Source organism: Bacillus sp. GW823-FHT06A11 (assembly GCF_058795355.1).
The window spans coordinates 132,331-151,159 of sequence record NZ_JBXAHS010000004.1 but is presented as its reverse complement, the minus strand read 5'-3'; the positions used below and the strand labels follow the sequence as shown (position 1 = coordinate 151,159).

Annotated in this window: 9 protein-coding genes; 5 read left to right on the top strand and 4 right to left on the bottom strand. The window is 35.4% G+C overall.

The window, feature by feature from the left end:
- Nucleotides 1-627 precede the first annotated feature (627 nt).
- From AC1Q8L_RS19975 to AC1Q8L_RS19965, 3 genes are all read left to right on the top strand, one after another.
- Nucleotides 628-10,308 (top strand): SpaA isopeptide-forming pilin-related protein, encoded by a 9,681-nt coding sequence (locus tag AC1Q8L_RS19975; protein ID WP_098281705.1) that lies wholly within the window; start codon nucleotides 628-630, stop codon nucleotides 10,306-10,308.
- A gap of 489 nt (nucleotides 10,309-10,797) precedes the next feature.
- Nucleotides 10,798-12,198 (top strand): M28 family metallopeptidase, encoded by a 1,401-nt coding sequence (locus AC1Q8L_RS19970; protein WP_001232224.1) that lies wholly within the window; start codon nucleotides 10,798-10,800, stop codon nucleotides 12,196-12,198.
- Nucleotides 12,199-12,344: 146 nt separating this feature from the next.
- On the top strand, nucleotides 12,345-12,719 hold the full coding sequence (locus AC1Q8L_RS19965; protein WP_000738223.1) for a hypothetical protein: 375 nt from the start codon (nucleotides 12,345-12,347) through the stop codon (nucleotides 12,717-12,719).
- Between the two features lie 26 nt (nucleotides 12,720-12,745).
- On the opposite strand, the gene AC1Q8L_RS19960 is transcribed toward AC1Q8L_RS19965, so the two are convergent.
- The 3 genes from AC1Q8L_RS19960 to AC1Q8L_RS19950 form a co-directional block, all read right to left on the bottom strand.
- Nucleotides 12,746-13,246: an RNA polymerase sigma factor gene (locus AC1Q8L_RS19960; protein WP_000391660.1), complete on the bottom strand. Its 501-nt coding sequence runs from the start codon at nucleotides 13,244-13,246 to the stop codon at nucleotides 12,746-12,748.
- Between the two features lie 252 nt (nucleotides 13,247-13,498).
- The gene (gene argS, locus AC1Q8L_RS19955; protein ID WP_025118038.1) at nucleotides 13,499-15,169 is read right to left on the bottom strand and encodes an arginine--tRNA ligase; all 1,671 of its coding nucleotides are present in this window, start codon (nucleotides 15,167-15,169) and stop codon (nucleotides 13,499-13,501) included.
- Nucleotides 15,169-15,606, bottom strand: a complete 438-nt coding sequence (locus AC1Q8L_RS19950) for a YwiB family protein (RefSeq protein ID WP_000744343.1) — start codon at nucleotides 15,604-15,606, stop codon at nucleotides 15,169-15,171. Before AC1Q8L_RS19950 ends, argS begins: the two co-directional genes overlap by 1 nt.
- A gap of 202 nt (nucleotides 15,607-15,808) precedes the next feature.
- Between AC1Q8L_RS19950 and AC1Q8L_RS19945 the strand changes: the two genes are divergently transcribed.
- Nucleotides 15,809-16,795 carry a S66 family peptidase gene (locus tag AC1Q8L_RS19945; protein ID WP_492339482.1) on the top strand — a complete coding sequence of 329 codons (987 nt, stop codon included), beginning with the start codon at nucleotides 15,809-15,811 and terminating at the stop codon, nucleotides 16,793-16,795.
- Between the two features lie 25 nt (nucleotides 16,796-16,820).
- Here the strand turns inward: AC1Q8L_RS19945 and AC1Q8L_RS19940 are convergent, their stop codons facing one another.
- Nucleotides 16,821-17,183 (bottom strand): YxeA family protein, encoded by a 363-nt coding sequence (locus AC1Q8L_RS19940; RefSeq protein WP_000779932.1) that lies wholly within the window; start codon nucleotides 17,181-17,183, stop codon nucleotides 16,821-16,823.
- A 233-nt stretch (nucleotides 17,184-17,416) separates the two neighbouring features.
- Between AC1Q8L_RS19940 and AC1Q8L_RS19935 the strand changes: the two genes are divergently transcribed.
- On the top strand, nucleotides 17,417-18,454 hold the full coding sequence (locus tag AC1Q8L_RS19935) for a PTS sugar transporter subunit IIC (protein WP_000996313.1): 1,038 nt from the start codon (nucleotides 17,417-17,419) through the stop codon (nucleotides 18,452-18,454).
- The last annotated feature ends 375 nt before the right edge of the window (nucleotides 18,455-18,829 follow it).

Below are 18,829 nucleotides of genomic sequence, written 5' to 3'. Positions count from 1 at the left end.
TAACTAAGGAGGAAAACACCTTCTTTCTTATTGTTTAAACAGTCTCAAAAATGACCGTAGTAACGTGTTAGTCAAATATTCTGTAATTCTTATATTCCTCTAACAATGTAAGAAACTATCATCTTTCAACTTCGGTCCACTAATCGCACAACTCTCTTTAGACAAAATAAATGACTATTTTCAAAGTACATATTGTCTTCATTCTGACCAAAACCAACCCTATCTAGCTTTTTATCTCCACATAACTTTAAGGCAAAAATAAGCCTTCACAAAGGGATACACTACATTGGTTAGTATGTATCGTAAAACTTACCTTTATAACCATTCTTTTTTACTAGATATACATGAAAACTATCTCACATATAAAGGTCTGATATCATTCTTTAATATCAGTATTTTTTTCGACATTTTTTGTCGAATTGTGTATATTTCCACAGAACTGTGTAAATATACATTTTGTTTTACGTTAAATAATATTACTTTGAACATAACTCTACTTGTCTGAGAACGCGTATAGAAACGGAGGGATAGCAAAAAGTAAATAGCTTATAAAAAATACTTTTTATATTCCATTTGTTCATGTGGAATAAGTCCCCAATGGACAAATGAATGTTCAGAGGAGGAAAAATGAAAAAACTTTTCAATGTATGTTTAATTGTATTCGTACTATTTTCGCAACTTGCTAGTTTTCCATACAATCAAGTAAAAGCGGAAACCTTAACAGGAGATTCCTTATTTGACACTGTTGAAATGAAAGATGCAACGAATCATATTATTGACGAAGCATTAAATCCTAAAAACTTAATAAATGCAGGATCAATCATTCACCTAGAATATGCTTGGTCAATAAAAGATCATCAAATTGCACAAGAAAAAGATGCAACAGTTCTTCAAATACCTAACGCATTAAAAGTAAAAAATGATCAACAAGGAAACTTGATGGCAGATCAACAAATTATTGGTCAATATTTTGTTACGGCAAACGATAACAAAATGAAAATAGTCTTTAACGATTCAGTAAAAGATTCAAAAGGTGTTAAGGGAAAAATTAAATTTGACACTGTATTCAATCCAGATTTAAAACCTGGCATAAAAGCCGTCCCACTCACTTTCCCTCTAGGTACAGTAGCTAAGACTATCTCAGTTCCTGTTCAAGTAGATAACCCTACTTCACCTACTATTAATAGTGATGATGCTAAGCAGACTACCGAAGAGCAAAAGAACGGTGACGCACAGCAACCTACTGAACAGCCAAAAGATGGTGAAACACAGCAGAAACCTGCGGAACAACCAAAAGACGGAAATCCTCAGCAGCCTGCGAAACATTCAAAAGATGGTGAGACACAGCAGAAACCTGCGGAACAACCAAAAGACGGGAACACTCAGCAACCTGCGGAACAGCCGAAAAACGGGAATCCTCAGCAGCCTACGGAACAGCCAAAAGATGGCGGGACACAGCAACCTACTGAGAATCCTGGTGATAACACAACAGGGCAACCTGTTGAAAATCCAGACCCATCACCTAAGCAAATTAAAGAAAATATTTTAACAAGCGTAAAATTAACAGATAAAGACGGAAAACCATTTAATGATACAGATAATCGTCCAAATCCTGATTCTGCTGCCAATATCGATTTTACATGGGAAGTTTTAGAATCATTAAAAGTAAAAAAGGGAGATTACTATATTTTCCAACTACCGGAATATTTTATCGTCCACAACACCATTACACAGCCTTTAGTTGATGGAACTGGACATGAAATTGGGACGTTCGTTGTTGACTTAAACGGAAAAGTAACTATGACTTTTAACGAGTACGTTGAAGACAATCCTAATATAGATGGTCATTTAAAAGTTGGTACGGAATTCAATAAAACAAAAATTAAAGGGACTACGGAACAAAAAATTCCTTTCCCAATTAAAGAACAAGACGTTATTATCGAGCTTGATTTCAAACCTAATGTAAAGAAATCTATGAATAAAAAAGGTATACCTGATAGACCGATTAATACGAATCAAATCAATTGGACAGTCGAAATGAACAAAACAAAAGACATTCTTACAAACGCTGTCTTCCAAGACAATATTCCAAATGGAGCCAATCTCAATGAAGATTCTATTAAGGTTTATGAGTTAGAAGTAGATATTAACGGGAAAACGACTCGTGGAGCCGAAGTTAGTAAAGAAGAATATACACTCACTTCATCCTCCGATAAATTAAATATCGCTTTTAAAAATGAAACGAAAAAAGCATATCAAATTGAATATGCGACAAAAATTACTGACGAAAGTGTTACTAGTTTCAAAAATGAAGCAAAAGTATCCAGCAAGAATCAAGGAGATGTATCCGCAAATGCAACTGTAACTGTTTCACGCGGTACACATCTAGAGAAAACTAGTAAATATAATCCAAAAACACAAACAATTGAATGGACAATTACTTTCAACGGTGACCAGAGAGAGATTAAACAATCTGATGCGCTTTTAAAAGACATCTTGGACAAATCTCATAAAGTTGATGCAAGTTCTATCGTGGTTAAAAATGCTTCTTATGATAATAACGGAAAACTTGTTACAGGTGACAACGCTACAAACTTTACTGTAAAAGAAACCGATGAGGGATTTGATTTACAATTTAATGAAGATATTAATAGTGCCTATGTGATTACTTATACATCGAAAGCCAAGAATGATGTTATACAAGATGGCGAAATCGAAAATACAATTATTGCAGATGGAAAATGGAGTAAAACAAACAAAGTTACATTACAACAACAAAACATCATAAAGAAACATAATAAAAATGCAAACGATACAGATTACAATAAGAAAACAACGAAATGGACAATTATTGTAAATGATAACAATTACGTGTTAAATGATGCTGTTATCACTGATACGTTTGACTATAGTGGACTTACATTACAAAAAGATAGTTTCAAAATTACTGATGGATCAACTGAACTGAAATTAGACTCTGATTACACACTTGATGTAACAGCTGACGGATTCAAAGTAACACTAGCTGGTATTTATAAGTCTAATATGGATAAAACTTTAACCATCACGTACACAACAGACTTTAATTACGAGACTCTATCTAAAAAGGATGATAATAAATCATTCAAAAATACAGCTGAGTTATCATGGAAAGATATAAATGGGAACGATAAAAATAGTAAATCTCATGATAGATTCAATCCTGACGGCTATACAAAAGGAAACGGATTTAAATACGGTTCTTACAATGCCCAAACGAAAGAAATCAAATGGGACATAGGGTTTAACTATAATAACAGGACTATTAAAGACCCTTCTATCGTTGACGTACTAGAAAACAATCAAAAACTTATACCAGACTCCATTGAGATTCATCATATGGAATTAACTGGTGGTGCAGACGGTTATAAATTAGGGGCACTTGTTTCCCCTGACGAATATACGGTAGAAAATGCAACGAAAGATAATAAAAATACATTAACGATTCATTTTAAAAATGAAATTAAAACAGCGTACCATATCAGCTTTAAAACTTCACTTGCAGGTGAAGAAATTAATAAGCGCTATGATAATTACGCCAAATTAAAAGATGGATCGGAAACTATCGCCAATATTCATGGTGCATTCGAGATCAAAAATGGTGGTAGCGGCGTTACGAAAAAAGCAAAACAAAATGACAAGTACATTGATTGGAGCGTTTCTATTAATGCAAGTCAATCAACGATTGAAAATGCTGTCGTAACAGACGATCCGACAGACAATCAAATTCTCGATGAAAAGTCATTCCACCTATATGGGACAACAGTAGCCGTGGATGGCACTTTAACGAAAGATACAACAAACGAATTAAAAGAAGGAAAAGACTATAAACTCAAAATAACAACAGACAACAATACGGGGAAACAACAATTTACAATTGAATTTCTTCATACTATTGATCGAGCTTATATTTTAGAATACCGTTCACTCATTAATGCAGACAATAATGAAAAGGTAAGCAATAAAGCGAAGATTACTGGTAATAGTTTGAAATTAACAGAAACTGAAAAAATTGAAGAAATAGTAGTTAAAGTATCTTCTGGATCTGGAGGCGGTTCTGCTACTAAGGGACGCGGAAACCTTCAAATTAAAAAAGTAGATAATGCAGATCCAAATAAAATTTTATCTGGCGTAGTATTTACTTTATTCGATCGCACAGGTACAACTGCTATTCGAACAATTACAACAGACGACAATGGTATCGCTCAGTTTAACAACTTAAAACGCGATGAATATCTGCTTAGAGAAATGAAAACTCTTGATGGCTATGTCATTAGTAAAGAATTAAAAGCAGGTAAACTTGTTAAGCTTGGTGCAGAAGAAACTACAACATATACTCTTAAAAACGAGAAATTTGTTGGAAAAGTAGTACTTACAAAGACCGATGCTCATAACAAAGAAAAGCTTAAAAATGCAGTTTTCTCTCTGCTTGATCAAAACCATAATGTCATTCCTGAACATAAAGAATTAATAACAAATGATAAAGGACAAATTACTGTAGATAATTTAAAACCAGGAACTTACTACTTAAAAGAAATAAAGGCTCCTGAGCATTATCAATTAGATGATCGACTTATTGAATTTAAAATCGAGGAAGATCAAACAACAGTAATTAATAAAGAGGCCCAAAACAGCTTAATTAGAGGCTCAGCTATCCTAAAAAAAGTTGATAAAGAGGGTAATACTTTAGAAGGTGCTGTATTTAGTGTACGGGACCGAAATAACAAAAAAATCCCTGGTTATACCAAATTAACGACAAATGGTAACGGACAAATCGAAGCGAAAAATTTACTTCCTGGAGAGTACCAATTTGTTGAAGAAAAAGCACCTGAACATTATGAAATAGATAAAAAACCGCTTAAATTTACAGTTGAAAAGAGCCAACAGAAAGCACTTACTGTTACAGCGACAAATCACCTCATTAAAGGTGGTGTCACTTTAACGAAAGTCGATGATGTCGATGGCACTGCCCTTGAAGGTGCTGTATTTAAAATTGTCGATGCGAATGACGAGAAACAAGTAATTCGTGAAAATATAAAAACAGGTTCAGATGGAAAAGTTACCGTTAAAGATCTAGAGCCTGGTGCTTATAAATTTATCGAAACAGAAGCTCCTAAGGATTATACGTTAAGTACAAACCCTATCGAGTTTACAATTGATAAAAGCCAACAAACTCTTGCTACTGTTACGGCAAATAACAGCTTAAAAACGGGCGAGGTTGAATTATTAAAAGTTGATGAGTTTGGTGAGAAAAAACCACTAGAAGGTGCTGTATTCAAACTTGTCGATACAAATAATAATGACGTTTCCCCTCACACTAACTTAACTACTGATAAACACGGTAAAGTTAAAGTTAGTAACCTACGTCCTGGTACGTATAAATTTATTGAAATAGCTGCTCCTGAACATTACGTTTTACGAGCAGAACCTATTGAATTTACAATCGATAGAAGTCAGAAAGAAACTCTACTTGTGAAAGCTGAAAATGCTTTAAAACCAGGAGATGTTGAATTAACTAAAGTTGATGATATCGATGGTACAGCTCTTGAAGGTGCTGTATTTAAAATTGTTGATGCAAATGATGAAAAGAAAGTTATTCGCGAAAATGTAAAAACTGGTGCGGATGGTAAAGCTATCGCTACTGGCTTACGCCCTGGCGATTATAAATTTATCGAAGTAACAGCACCGAAGTATTACGACAAAAATACAAAACCAATTAAATTTACGATTACAGAAAGTCAAACAACTCAGGCTACTGTTACCGCTAAAAACAGCTTAACAAAAGGCGGTATTGAGTTAACAAAAGTGAATGCTGCAGATGAAAAGGAAACACTTGAAGGTGCAGTATTTAAAATCGTTAATAGAGATACTAATGAAGATGTTCGTACGGACCTTGTTACGAATAGTAAAGGAATGCTAGTTGTAGATGACTTACGTCCTGGTAACTATAAGCTTATCGAAACAAAGGCTCCAACTTATTACGATGTAAATGTAGAACCAATTGAATTTACAATCGAAAAAGGACAACAAAAACTCCTTCCACTTACATTTAAAAATAGTTTAACGAAAGGAAAAGTTAAACTTATTAAAGAAGATGATGTGGAAAGTAGTAAAGCTCTTGCCGGCGCTGTATTCACATTGCAAGATGCAACTGGCAAAGAAATTATGAAAGATTTAACAACAGATGATTACGGAGTATTAGTTATTCCTGATTTAGCACCAGGGGATTATCAATTTATCGAAACAAAAGCCCCTGAACATTATAAATTAGACAAAACACCTATTAAGTTCACAATTAAAAAAGGTAGTAAGGAAGATCTTCCTATCCCTGTTACTGTAAAAAATAGTTTACTTACAGGTGGCGTCACTTTAACAAAAGTTGATGATGTTGATGGCACTACTCTTGAAGGTGCAGAATTTATAATCGTTGACGCTCATGATACTAAAAAGGTAATTCGCAAAGGTTTAACAACTGATAAAAACGGTAAAATTTCTGCTTCTGATTTACGTCCTGGAGACTATCAATTTATTGAAGTAAAAGCTCCAAAAGACTATACCTTAAGCAAAGACCCTATTCCATTCACTATCGAAAAAAGTCAAAAAGAGAATATTACTGTTACTGCTACTAACAGTTTAAAGAAAGGTGCAGTAACATTAACAAAAATTGATGACATCGATCGTACGATGCTCGAAGGTGCAATCTTTAAGATTGTGGATATGAATGGTAAGGAAGTTCATACGAATCTTGTTACAGATAAAAACGGTAAAATTTCTGTTTCTGATTTACGCCCTGGAGACTATCAGTTCATTGAAACAAAAGCTCCTGAGCACTATGTATTAGATGAAACAACGATTCCATTTACAATTGAAAGAAGTCAAACGAAAGAGATCAATGTTACAGGCAAAAATGCTTTGAAAAAAGGTAGCGTTGAACTAACAAAGATTGACGATATTGATGTAAATACAAAACTTTCTAACGCCGTATTTAATTTATTAGATGCAGACGGAGAGCTAGTTAAAGAAGGCTTAAAAACAAATGATGAAGGTAAAATTGTTGTTGAAAACCTACGTCCTGGTACGTATCAATTCGTTGAAACAATTGCTCCTGAACATTACGATTTAGATAAAAAACCTATCGTATTTACAATTAAAAAGAGCCAAACTGAAACTCTTCATATCACTGCTACAAATGCTTTAACAAAGGGTGCAGTTAAACTTTCTAAAGTAGACGATGTTGATGGCACTGTTCTTAAAGATGCAGTATTTAAAATTGTTAATATGAACGGTGATGTAGTTCATAAAGACCTTGTTACAAATGAACAAGGAATAATCGAAATTAATGACCTACGTCCTGGTGATTACCAATTTATCGAAACGAAAGCTCCTAAGCATTACGTTTTAGATGAAACACCAATCAAATTCACTATTGAAAAAGGACAGAAGAAAGCTATTTCTTTAACTGCTACAAATAGCTTAAAACAAGGTAGTATCGAATTACTTAAAGTTGATGATTTAAACACTCAAACAAAACTTGCTGATGCGGTATTTAATTTACTGGATCAAGATGGCAAAGTACTTAAAACAGATTTAAAAACAAACAGTGAAGGTAAAATCGTTATCGAAAACTTACGTCCTGGTACGTATCAATTCGTTGAAATAACGGCTCCTGAACACTATGATTTAGACAAAAAACCAATTATATTTACAATTGAAAAAAGCCAAAAAGATATTGCTACCGTTACTATGAAAAATAGTTTAACAAAAGGCGGCGTGGAACTTTCTAAAGTGGATGACGTCGATGGCACTACTCTTGAAGGCGCAGTATTTAAAATTGTGGATATGAATGGTACTGTAATTCGCAAAAATCTTGTTACGAATCAACAAGGTAAAATTAGCGTTTCTGACCTACGTCCTGGTGATTATCAATTCATCGAGACAACGGCTCCGAAACACTACGATTTAAACAAAGAGCCAATTCCATTCACAATTACAAAGAGCCAAGCTGATCCTATCTCCGTTACAGCTACAAATAGCTTAACGAAAGGCGCTGTGGAACTTTCTAAAGTGGATGATGTAGATGGTACTGCTCTTAAAGATGCGGTATTTAAAATTACTGATCTGAATGGTAACGAGATTCGTACTGAGCTTACAACAGATGTACATGGAAAAATTTCTGTTTCTGATTTACGTCCTGGGGACTATCAGTTTGTTGAAACGAAAGCTCCTGAACACTATAAATTAGATAGTACACCTATTAAGTTTACAATTAAGAAAAGCCAAAAAGAAAAGCTCCAAGTTACTACTACAAATAGCTTAACTGAAGGTGCTGTAGAATTAATAAAAGTGGATGATATAAATCCAGATACAAAACTTTCTGATGCAGTGTTTAACATCATCGATGCGAAAGGTAAAATTGTTCGCACTGATTTAACTACTGATAAAGATGGTAAGATTACTGCTACGAACTTACGCCCAGGAGACTATCAATTCATTGAAACGAAAGCTCCTAAGCATTACGATTTAAATAAAACACCTATTAGCTTCACTATCGAAAGAAGTCAACTAACTCACGCTTCTGTTACTGCTAAGAATGGCCTAACAAAAGGTGGCGTGGAATTAACGAAAGTTGACTCTATAGATAAGAAAGAAATGCTAGAAGGTGCGGTATTTAAAATTACTGATCTGAACGGTAACGACATTCGTACGAATTTAGTTACCAATAAAGACGGAAAAATCATCGCTAAAGACTTACAACCAGGAGACTATCAATTTATTGAAACAAAAGCTCCTAAACATTACGACTTAAATGAAGAACCAATTAAGTTCACAATCGAAAGAAGTCAAACAAAGCATGTCTTCGTTACAGCTATTAATAGCTTAACGAAAGGTAGTGTTGAGTTAATTAAAGTTGATGATGCCAAGCAAAACACAACACTTGAAGGTGCAGTATTTAAAATTGTTAATAAGGATGGACACGATGTTCGTACCGATTTAACTACTGATAAAAACGGCCGTTTAGTTGTGGATGAATTACCGCCAGGAGACTATGAGTTTATCGAAACAAAAGCTCCTGAACACTATGACTTAAACAAAACACCTATTAAGTTCACAGTTAAAAAAGGCCAAGAAAAAATCGCCTCTGTTACTGCTACGAATAGCTTAACTAAAGGCGCAGTTGAATTAACTAAAGTTGATGACATCGATGGTACTACTCTTGAAGGAGCAATCTTTAAAATTGTAGATATGGACGGCAAGGATGTTCGTTCTGATTTAACTACTGATAAAGATGGGAAGATTTCTGTTTCTGATTTACGTCCGGGAGATTATCAGTTTATTGAAACGAAAGCTCCTAAGCATTATGACTTAAACCAAAATCCTATCAAGTTTACTGTTGAAAAGAGTCAAACTGCTAAAGCTTCTGTTACTGCTACTAACAGCTTAACTAAAGGCGCAGTTGAATTAACTAAAGTTGATGACATCGATGGTACTACTCTTGCAGAGGCTATCTTTAAAATTGTAGATATGAACGGTAAGGATGTTCATTCTGATTTAACTACTGATAAAGATGGTAAGATTTCTGTTTCTGATTTACGTCCAGGAGATTATCAGTTCATTGAAACGAAAGCTCCAACTGGCTATGATTTAAACATTAAACCAATTCCTTTCACAATTACGAAAGGACAATCTCAGATTACCTCTGTTACAGCTTTAAATAGTTTAACAACAGGTTCAATTGAGTTAACTAAAGTTGATATTGATCACCATGGAACACTTGAAGGTGCCATTTTCAATATTTTAGACCAAGATGGAAAAATCATCCGAGAAGGTTTAAAAACAGACCAACACGGAAAAGTAATCGTAAATGATTTGAAACCTGGTAATTATCAATTAGTAGAAACACAGGCTCCTAAAGGCTATCAATTAGATGCATCACCAATAAACTTTACAATTGATAAAGCCCAAGCTACACCACTACAAATTACAGTTTCAAATAAAAAGATTGAATCTTCGTCAGGTGGAGATGACAAGCCAGTTACTCCTCCAAATAAAGAAGAAAACAAAGGCAATGAAACATCTGAGAAACACAAAAACGGAACTTCCGAAGAAACATCAAATGAAACAGATAACAAACAGCAAGATGATCGAAATACGGATAAACACCTTCCAAATACAGGTCATAAAGAAGACCCTACACAAACAGTAGGTATCGTCCTTCTACTAGCTGGATTATTAAGTATTTTAGCTACAAAACGCAAAAAACATTATTAATAATGTTTTTACATCCAATCAATCTCTCAATTGATTGGATGTTTTTTTATACAAAAAGGACGATACATAAAGTATCGTCCTTTTAACGGGGTGAGGCTGCCCAAAAGTACGGAAAACCTTTGAACAGCCTCTTATTTTCATATGGATGCCTTACATATATCACTGATAATAATTATGAAATGCGGAAACATAATTACCATCAACTGATTCAAACATGAGAAATGAAACCCTACAGTGGTTCCATTTCTCTACATAATCTAAAGTTTGGGTACACTAGATTCATGCAATGTAGGAGCTTTCAGAGTAGAAAGCGAACCTTCGTTTAAAATGATAGCATACATATCTTCCTCAAAAATATGCAAATATGCATATATTGTTTTTATTTCTCAATGTCAGAATATTGAAAAATAAAAGGCGCGAAGGTAAAATAAAGTCATTATCCGTCTTCTTTTGTCAGTCACAGAGAATAGAAGAATAGGAGAGGAAAAAATGAGAAAATCATTGAAACAAAAAATAGTAAGCTCTTTGCTTGCTGTATCACTCGCTGTTAGCTTAGCTCCAATTGGGCAAGCAAAAGCGGATTCCACGTCAGAGGTTACACAAACTCCATCTATTACAAAACAGATTGATCCAAACCGCGCAATTGAACATGTTCGTTTCTTATCTGAAACAATTGGTCCTCGACCCGGTGGAACAAAATCCGAAGAATGGGCTTCTCGTTACATTGGTATGCAGCTTAAATCGATGGGCTATGAAGTAGAATATCAGCCATTTCAGGTGCCCGATCAGTACGTTGGATTCATTGAATCACCACTATCAATAAAACGTAATTGGCAAGCTGGTGCTGCTCCTAATTCACTAATTTCTACAGAAGCTGTTACAGCTCCCCTTATCTTTGTTCAAGGTGGGACAAAATTAGAAGATATTCCAAATGAAGTAAACGGTAAAATTGTTTTATTTGAAAGAGGAACGACAATTACAGACTATAATAAACAAGTTGAAAATGCTGTTAGCAAAGGTGCAAAAGGTGTTCTTTTATACAGTTTAATTGGCGGACGCGGAAATTATGGACAAACCTTCAATCCCCGCCTAACGAAAAAGCAATCTATCCCTGTCTTTGGTCTTGCTTATGCGCAAGGAAATACATTTAAAGAAGAAATCGCTAAAAAAGGGACAACAATTCTTTCCCTAAAAGCGAGACATGAATCTAAATTAACATCTCTAAATGTTATCGCCAAAAAGAAACCAAAAAAGAGTACCGGTAATGAAAAAGCAGTCGTTGTAAGTTCGCACTATGATAGTGTTGTCGGAGCACCTGGCGCAAATGATAATGCTTCTGGAACTGGATTAGTATTAGAACTAGCTCGTGCTTTTCAAAATGTAGAAACTGATAAGGAAATTCGGTTTATTACCTTTGGTTCTGAAGAGACTGGCTTACTTGGCTCCGATTATTACGTTAATAGTCTATCCCAAAAAGAACGCAATCGAATTTTAGGTGTCTTTAACGCAGACATGGTTGCAACAAATTATGATAAAGCAAAGAATTTATACGCTATGACACCTGATGGCTCTACAAACTTTGTAACAGATGCTGCCTTGCAAGCAGGTAAACAACTAAATAATGACCTCGTCCTACAAGGTAAATTCGGTTCTAGTGATCATGTTCCATTTGCTGAAGCTGGTATTCCTGCTGCTCTATTTATTTGGATGGGTGTCGATAGTTGGAATCCATTAATCTATCATATTGAGAAGGTATACCATACACCTCAAGATAACGTATTAGAAAATATTTCACCTGAACGAATGAAAATGGCATTAGACGTTATCGGAACAGGGGTTTATAACTCGCTTCAAAAACCTGTTACTCAAACTGAACAGAAAGCTGCTTAATCAATAAAAGACCACTGATTTTTATCAGTGGTCTTTTATTGAGAAAAAATATATATGCATAAAAGCATATTTTATCCTACTCATTATCGTATACAATATTAACTGTAACAATATCGATTACAACTTATAAGGAGGCTTTTTCTATTATGAAAAAAATGATTTTAGCAGGTGCGTTAACTTTAGCAGGAATTACCGGCGCTACCGCGTTTATTCCTGAAACAAAAGTCGCTGCTGCCGCTCAAGAACAAAGCTTTACAAAATTTTATTCTTTGCAAACTGGAGGTAGTTCTGAACAAGAACCTGTTTTCCTTCAAAAGGGACAAGAGTTAACAATTCAACCTAACAGCAAAACTCCTAGTTACAGTGTTTATGACTCAAATCATAACCTTATTGGACGTTATTCTGATGGTTACGGCCGAATTTTCACTGCAAAAACAGATGGAAATATGTACGTTCAATTTCATGCACCTTACGTTTACTATAGTCCTGTTAGTTTTTCTGTTACTTATACAATCCAATAAAATAAAGGGCCTTTCTCAAGGGCCCTTTATTTTGCTTCCCAATCCACTTTTACAAAACCATCTTTCACCATTACCGTACCAATCGGTATATTTAATATTTCACTCATTTCCTTGTAAGAATATTGTTCATAGTAATAGAGTACGAGTACCGTTTTATATTTTTCATTTAATAACTGTATTACTTCCCGTATCATTTCCGCTTCCACTTTTTGAATAAATTCTTCTGATATATTCACTTCATCTGCGAAATCTATTTCTCCACCATCTTCTTTATGAAACAAATCCAATATTCGATCTTTCCACCTTTTTTTCTTACGATAAAAATCATAAAACGTACGAACACAAATTGTAGTAATCCACTTTTTATAATTATCCACATAAGAAAGTCGGTGCCTTGATGAAAAAACCTTTATCCACGTCTCTTGAAAAATATCTTCCGCATCTTCTTTCGTTTTCGCTAACTTATAGCATAAGGAATATATTTGCTGCTTATATATATCAATTAATTCTTCTACCTTTTCTTCCATCATAAGCCTCCTGTCATTTATATAAGACGACGCAAATTATCCTTTTGTTTGATGAAATTTTATTTTTTTATTATCTCCATACAAAAAGGCAATCACAACATCGTGTGATTGCCTTTTACTGAAAGCGAAAAATCGGCTCCGCTTTGCTAGAATACTCGGTGGCTTCGCGCCTTCCTCCGAGGCAAAGTACGCCTCTCTGTCAGGAGCTCCATCCCCCTCCTATTCTAAACGAGCCGCTTTCGCTTTTCTTAATTACATTTTTTCTGGTGCAGATACTCCTACGATTGCTAATGCATTTTGAAGTGTAGTGCGTACTGCTTTCATTAACTCGTAACGAGCTTTACTTAATTCTAAGTTATCTTGGTTCAATACTTTTTCTGCATTGTAGAAGCTGTGTAATGCTGCTGCTAATTCAAATGCATAGCTTGTAATGCGGTGTGGCAGACGTTTTTGTGCTGCATCCGCAACTACAGCTGGGAATTCACCAAGTTTTTTCAGTAACTCTACTTCTTTCTCAGAAGTAACAAGTTTGTAATTCACGTCTCCATCTGCAGCTAATCCTAACTCTTCACCTTGACGAAGGATACTGCATACACGAGCATGAGCATATTGTGCATAGTATACTGGGTTTTCATTAGATTTTGATACAGCTAAGTCCATATCGAAGTCTAAATGAGAATCACCGCTACGCATCGCGAAGAAGTATCTCATTGCGTCCACGCCTACTTCTTCCATAAGCTCACGAAGTGTAACTGCTTTACCTGTACGCTTACTCATTTTCATTTTTTCACCATTTTGGTACAGTTGTACCATTTGGATGATTTCTACTTCAAGTGTTTCTTTATCGTAACCTAGCGCTTGAATAGCAGCTTTCATACGAGGAATGTAACCGTGGTGGTCAGCACCCCAAATGTTGATTAACTTATCGAAACCACGCTCTAATTTATCACGGTGATAAGCGATATCTGGCGTTAAGTATGTGTAAGAACCGTCATTTTTAATTAATACACGGTTTTTGTCGTCACCGTAAGTCATTGAACGGAACCAAGTTGCTCCGCCTTCTTCAAAGATTTCATCACGCTCTTTTAATACAGCAAGTGCAGCATCAATTTTTCCGTTTTTGTATAATGATGTTTCTGAGAACCATACATCAAATTTAACACGGAAGCTCTCTAAGTCTTTTTGAAGTTTTGCTAACTCATATTTCAAACCATATTCACGGTAGAATTCATAGCTTTCTTTTTCATCAGCTTTTGCGTAACGATCACCAAACTCTTCAGCTAAACGTTTACCGATTCCAATGATATCCGCACCATGGTAACCGTCTTCTGGCATTTCTTTCTCTAAACCTAAAGCTTGCATGTAACGAGCTTCAACAGAAAGAGCTAAGTTATGAATTTGGTTACCAGCATCATTAATATAGTACTCACGAGATACATCGTATCCTGCTTTTGCTAATACGTTACATAAAGTGTCACCTACTGCCGCACCACGTGCATGTCCTAAGTGAAGGTCACCTGTTGGATTCGCAGATACGAACTCAACTTGTACTTTTTCACCTTTACCAGTGTTCGTTTCACCGTAAGCTTCACTAGCGTTTACGATTGTTGGAATTAAATCTGTTAAGTAGCTATTATCCATATAGAAGTTAATAAAACCAGGACCAGCGATTTCGATTTTTTCAATAGAAGCTTTTGCTTTATCGAAGTTTGCAACTAGTTCTTCTGCAATCATACGAGGTGCTTTTTTCGCAACGCGTGCAAGTTGCATTGCCATATTTGTAGAGAAGTCACCATTTATTTTATCTTTTGGAGATTCTAATACAACGTTTGGAATCTGTTCTTCTGTCGCTAATTCTGCCTTTAATACAGCAGCTTGAATTTCTTCTTTAATCAATCCTTTTACCTGTTCTAAGGAATTCATTATTTTGCCTCCTTCAAATTAATTGTAATTGTATATCTGCCAGCTTCTTGTTCACTTAGAAGCAATGCGTACGTTAAGAAGAGTTGTCCTTTTTTCTTTTCATCCGACCATTTAAAAAGAACGTTATCAGTTTTCGTTTGCAGTGCAAACGTACCAAGTTCACTCGTATACGTACCCGTTGTCCATTCACCTTTCACATGCGTCTGACGCATAGAAATAGCACCTGAACGCATAATGAGAACTTGTTCATCTTGAATTTTAATAATTGTTTTCACTTCGCCTTGTTCGTTCGGCTCCTGGAATGTTACATATGTACCTTGACCTTTTACATAGTATTGACCATTTGCTTCAAAAGCAACGGTTTCCTTCCTCGCCCCTTCACGGATTTCTGTTACGAAATGAACGTGTACCGGCAAGCCTGCAAGTTGTTTCTTCACGTCTTGCACACCTTTCAAATGTTATAGATATTAAATACTACTTATAATAAATCACTTTTCCTATCATATCAAAAAAAGACGCTGTCTGTCTGCTGAAAAATCAGGAAAACTCCATTTCAAAAAATAATTCACTTCTACTTTATTTCATGTGATAAAATATTTTTTAAATCTAAATATTCTTTTAATTATAGAGGTGAATTCAGTGATACCAACAAAGTTAAAAAAGGGTGATGAAATACGCGTGATTTCACCATCCTGTAGTTTAAGTATTGTTTCAAATGAAAATAGAAAACTTGCTACAAAAAGATTAACTGACATGGGCTTTCAAGTTACATTCTCAAAATATGCCGATGAGATAGATCAATTTGCTTCCTCTTCTATTTCTTCCCGCATTCAAGACCTCCATGAAGCATTTGGAGACCCTAATGTAAAAGCTATTTTGACGACACTTGGCGGATACAACTCCAATGGTTTATTGAAACATCTCGATTATGATCTAATTCGTAAAAACCCGAAATTTTTCTGTGGTTATTCTGATATTACTGCCTTAAATAATGCAATTTACACAAAAACAGGGCTTGTTACATATTCGGGTCCCCACTTCTCTTCATTTGGAATGGAGAAAGGGCTCGAGTATACAAACGATTACTTTTTACAATGCTTAACCACTAATGAGCCTATTGAAATCATTCCGGTGGAAACGTGGAGCGATGATTCTTGGTATATGGATCAGGAAAATCGAGAATTTATAAAAAATGAAGGGTATGTTCCAATTCAAGAGGGGGAAGCGACAGGAGAAATTATCGGTGGCAATATGAGCACACTTAATTTACTACAAGGCACACCATATATGCCAAACTTAAAGGGCAAAATTTTATTCCTTGAAGAAGACAGTTTAACAGGAAAATCAACGCTTAAAACTTTTGATCGCTATCTACATTCCCTTATGCAGCAACCTGATTTTGAACATATAACAGGTATTGTAATAGGAAGAATGCAAAAAGAAGCAGAATGTACGATAGCGGACATTCAAGAAATGATTTCTTCAAAACCTGAACTTGCACATATTCCTATCATTGCAAATGCAAATTTTGGACATACAACTCCAATTTTTACTTTTCCAATTGGTGGACATGCCAAAATCATTTCTAACAAAGAAAATACATCTATCACTATTTTAACGCACTAAAAAAGGAGCGAACGATTCGCTCCTTTTATGATTTTTCTATTTTTTGCAATGCTTTTTGCGGGATTGACTCTTTCGTTATTTCAGCCCATCCTTTTCCTTGCATACCTTTTGCATAAATTTTTATAAAAGCACCTGCATGCAATTCACGATTTACCATTCTTTTAATAATTTGTTGCTTTCCGTCCTCTGTATACCCTTTAAATGTATACAAATATTCACCGTCTTTTTTCTCACCTTTATCTACAACCGCATAATAATCTTGTATTTCTTTATTTGAAAAGAAGTTGTCTACAAAAGCATGTACACCTTCTGTTTTTGTGTTTAAATAATATGCTGTTCCCCCTAAAATGATGGCGAATACAGCTAAAACTTTAATTACCAATTTCATACATGCGCCTCCTGTTTGCACTTCTTTCTCACTAGTATTATATCTATACTTGTATTATACGGAAAAGAGCATACTATACTCTATCTAAAAGTCTTACACTTTCCTTACATTATTGTAAGGGATTTTTTCTTAAAGCAAGTTCCCAAGAAAAAATTTTTCCGTTTCATACACTTTTATATTATTATTGAATGATACGAATTTTTATTACAAAAATCAAAGGAGACAGTTTTCAAATGGCTATCTTGCAAGGTTTAGCACTATTACTTGTTGTACTTTGTCTATTTACACTTTTCAGTTACCGTGCGCCTTACGGAATGAAGGCGATGGGCGCTTTAGCTAATGCAGCAATCGCAAGTTTTCTTATTGAAGCATTTCACCGTTATATAGGTGGAGAAATGTTTCATAATGACTTTTTACAATCAGTAGGAGAAGCTTCTGGTAGTATGAGCGGTGTCGCAGCAGCGATTTTAGTCGCATTAGCAATCGGTGTTTCCCCCGTATACGCTGTTTTAATTGGTATCGCTACTAGTGGATTCGGTATTTTACCAGGATTTTTCGCCGGATACGTTTGTGCCTTCGTCGTGAAATTTCTCGAAAAGAAATTACCGGCTGGTGTGGAATTTTTAGCAATCCTATTTATCGCTGCACCAATCTCACGTGGAATGGCAATGCTTATGGATCCGCTCGTTAACGCAACACTTGGTAAAATCGGTTCTATGATATCAGTTGCAACTACAGAAAGTCCTATCATTATGGGTATTATGCTTGGTGGATTAATAACAGTTATTTCTACCTCTCCACTGAGTTCTATGGCACTAACTGCAATGCTTGGATTAACAGGTTTACCAATGGCAATTGGTAGTCTTGCCGTAGCAGCCTCAGCCCCGATGAACTTTATTTTCTTTAAGCGACTAAAAATTTGCTCAAAGAAAGACACAATCGCTGTAGCAATCGAGCCTTTAACACAAGCAGATGTTGTTTCAGCAAATCCAATTCCAATTTATGCAACAAACTTCGTTGGCGGTGCACTTGCCGGTATTATTACATCGCTATTCCAGCTTGTTAATAATGCACCAGGAACAGCATCACCAATTCCAGGTCTTCTTGTCCTATTCGGATTTAATGACGTTATAAAAGTAACGATTGCTGCTGTACTATGTGGAATCGTTACCACTATTGTCGGATACATCGGGTCTATTGTGTTCCGTAAATATCCGATCCGCTCTGCTGATGAAATTCGTGGAGTTACTTCGGAAGAGAAGGTTGCATAAGAAAAAGAGCTATTCCCATCGTTTGAGAATAGCTTTTTTTGTGTTGCGTAACGGTAAATGAAATTATATCGGCGATTTTTTAAATATATCGACTTACCGACACATAACGACAAAGCAAGAGCCCTCTAATCATATAGAGGGCTCTTACTTTATCTAGCTGCAGCGGCTAGAATGATCGGTGGCTTCGCTTCTTCCTTCGAGGCAAAAAGAGCCTCTACGTCTGAAGCTCCATCCCCCTCACATTCTGAGCGAGCCGCTTCCGCTTTTATTTCTATCCAGTTACACCTCCTAGACCCTTGCGTCTAAGAACCTTCCCTGCCAAAAGGTAAAAAGCACCTTTTGCAGGAAAGAACCTTAGTCACCGGGTCTAAACAG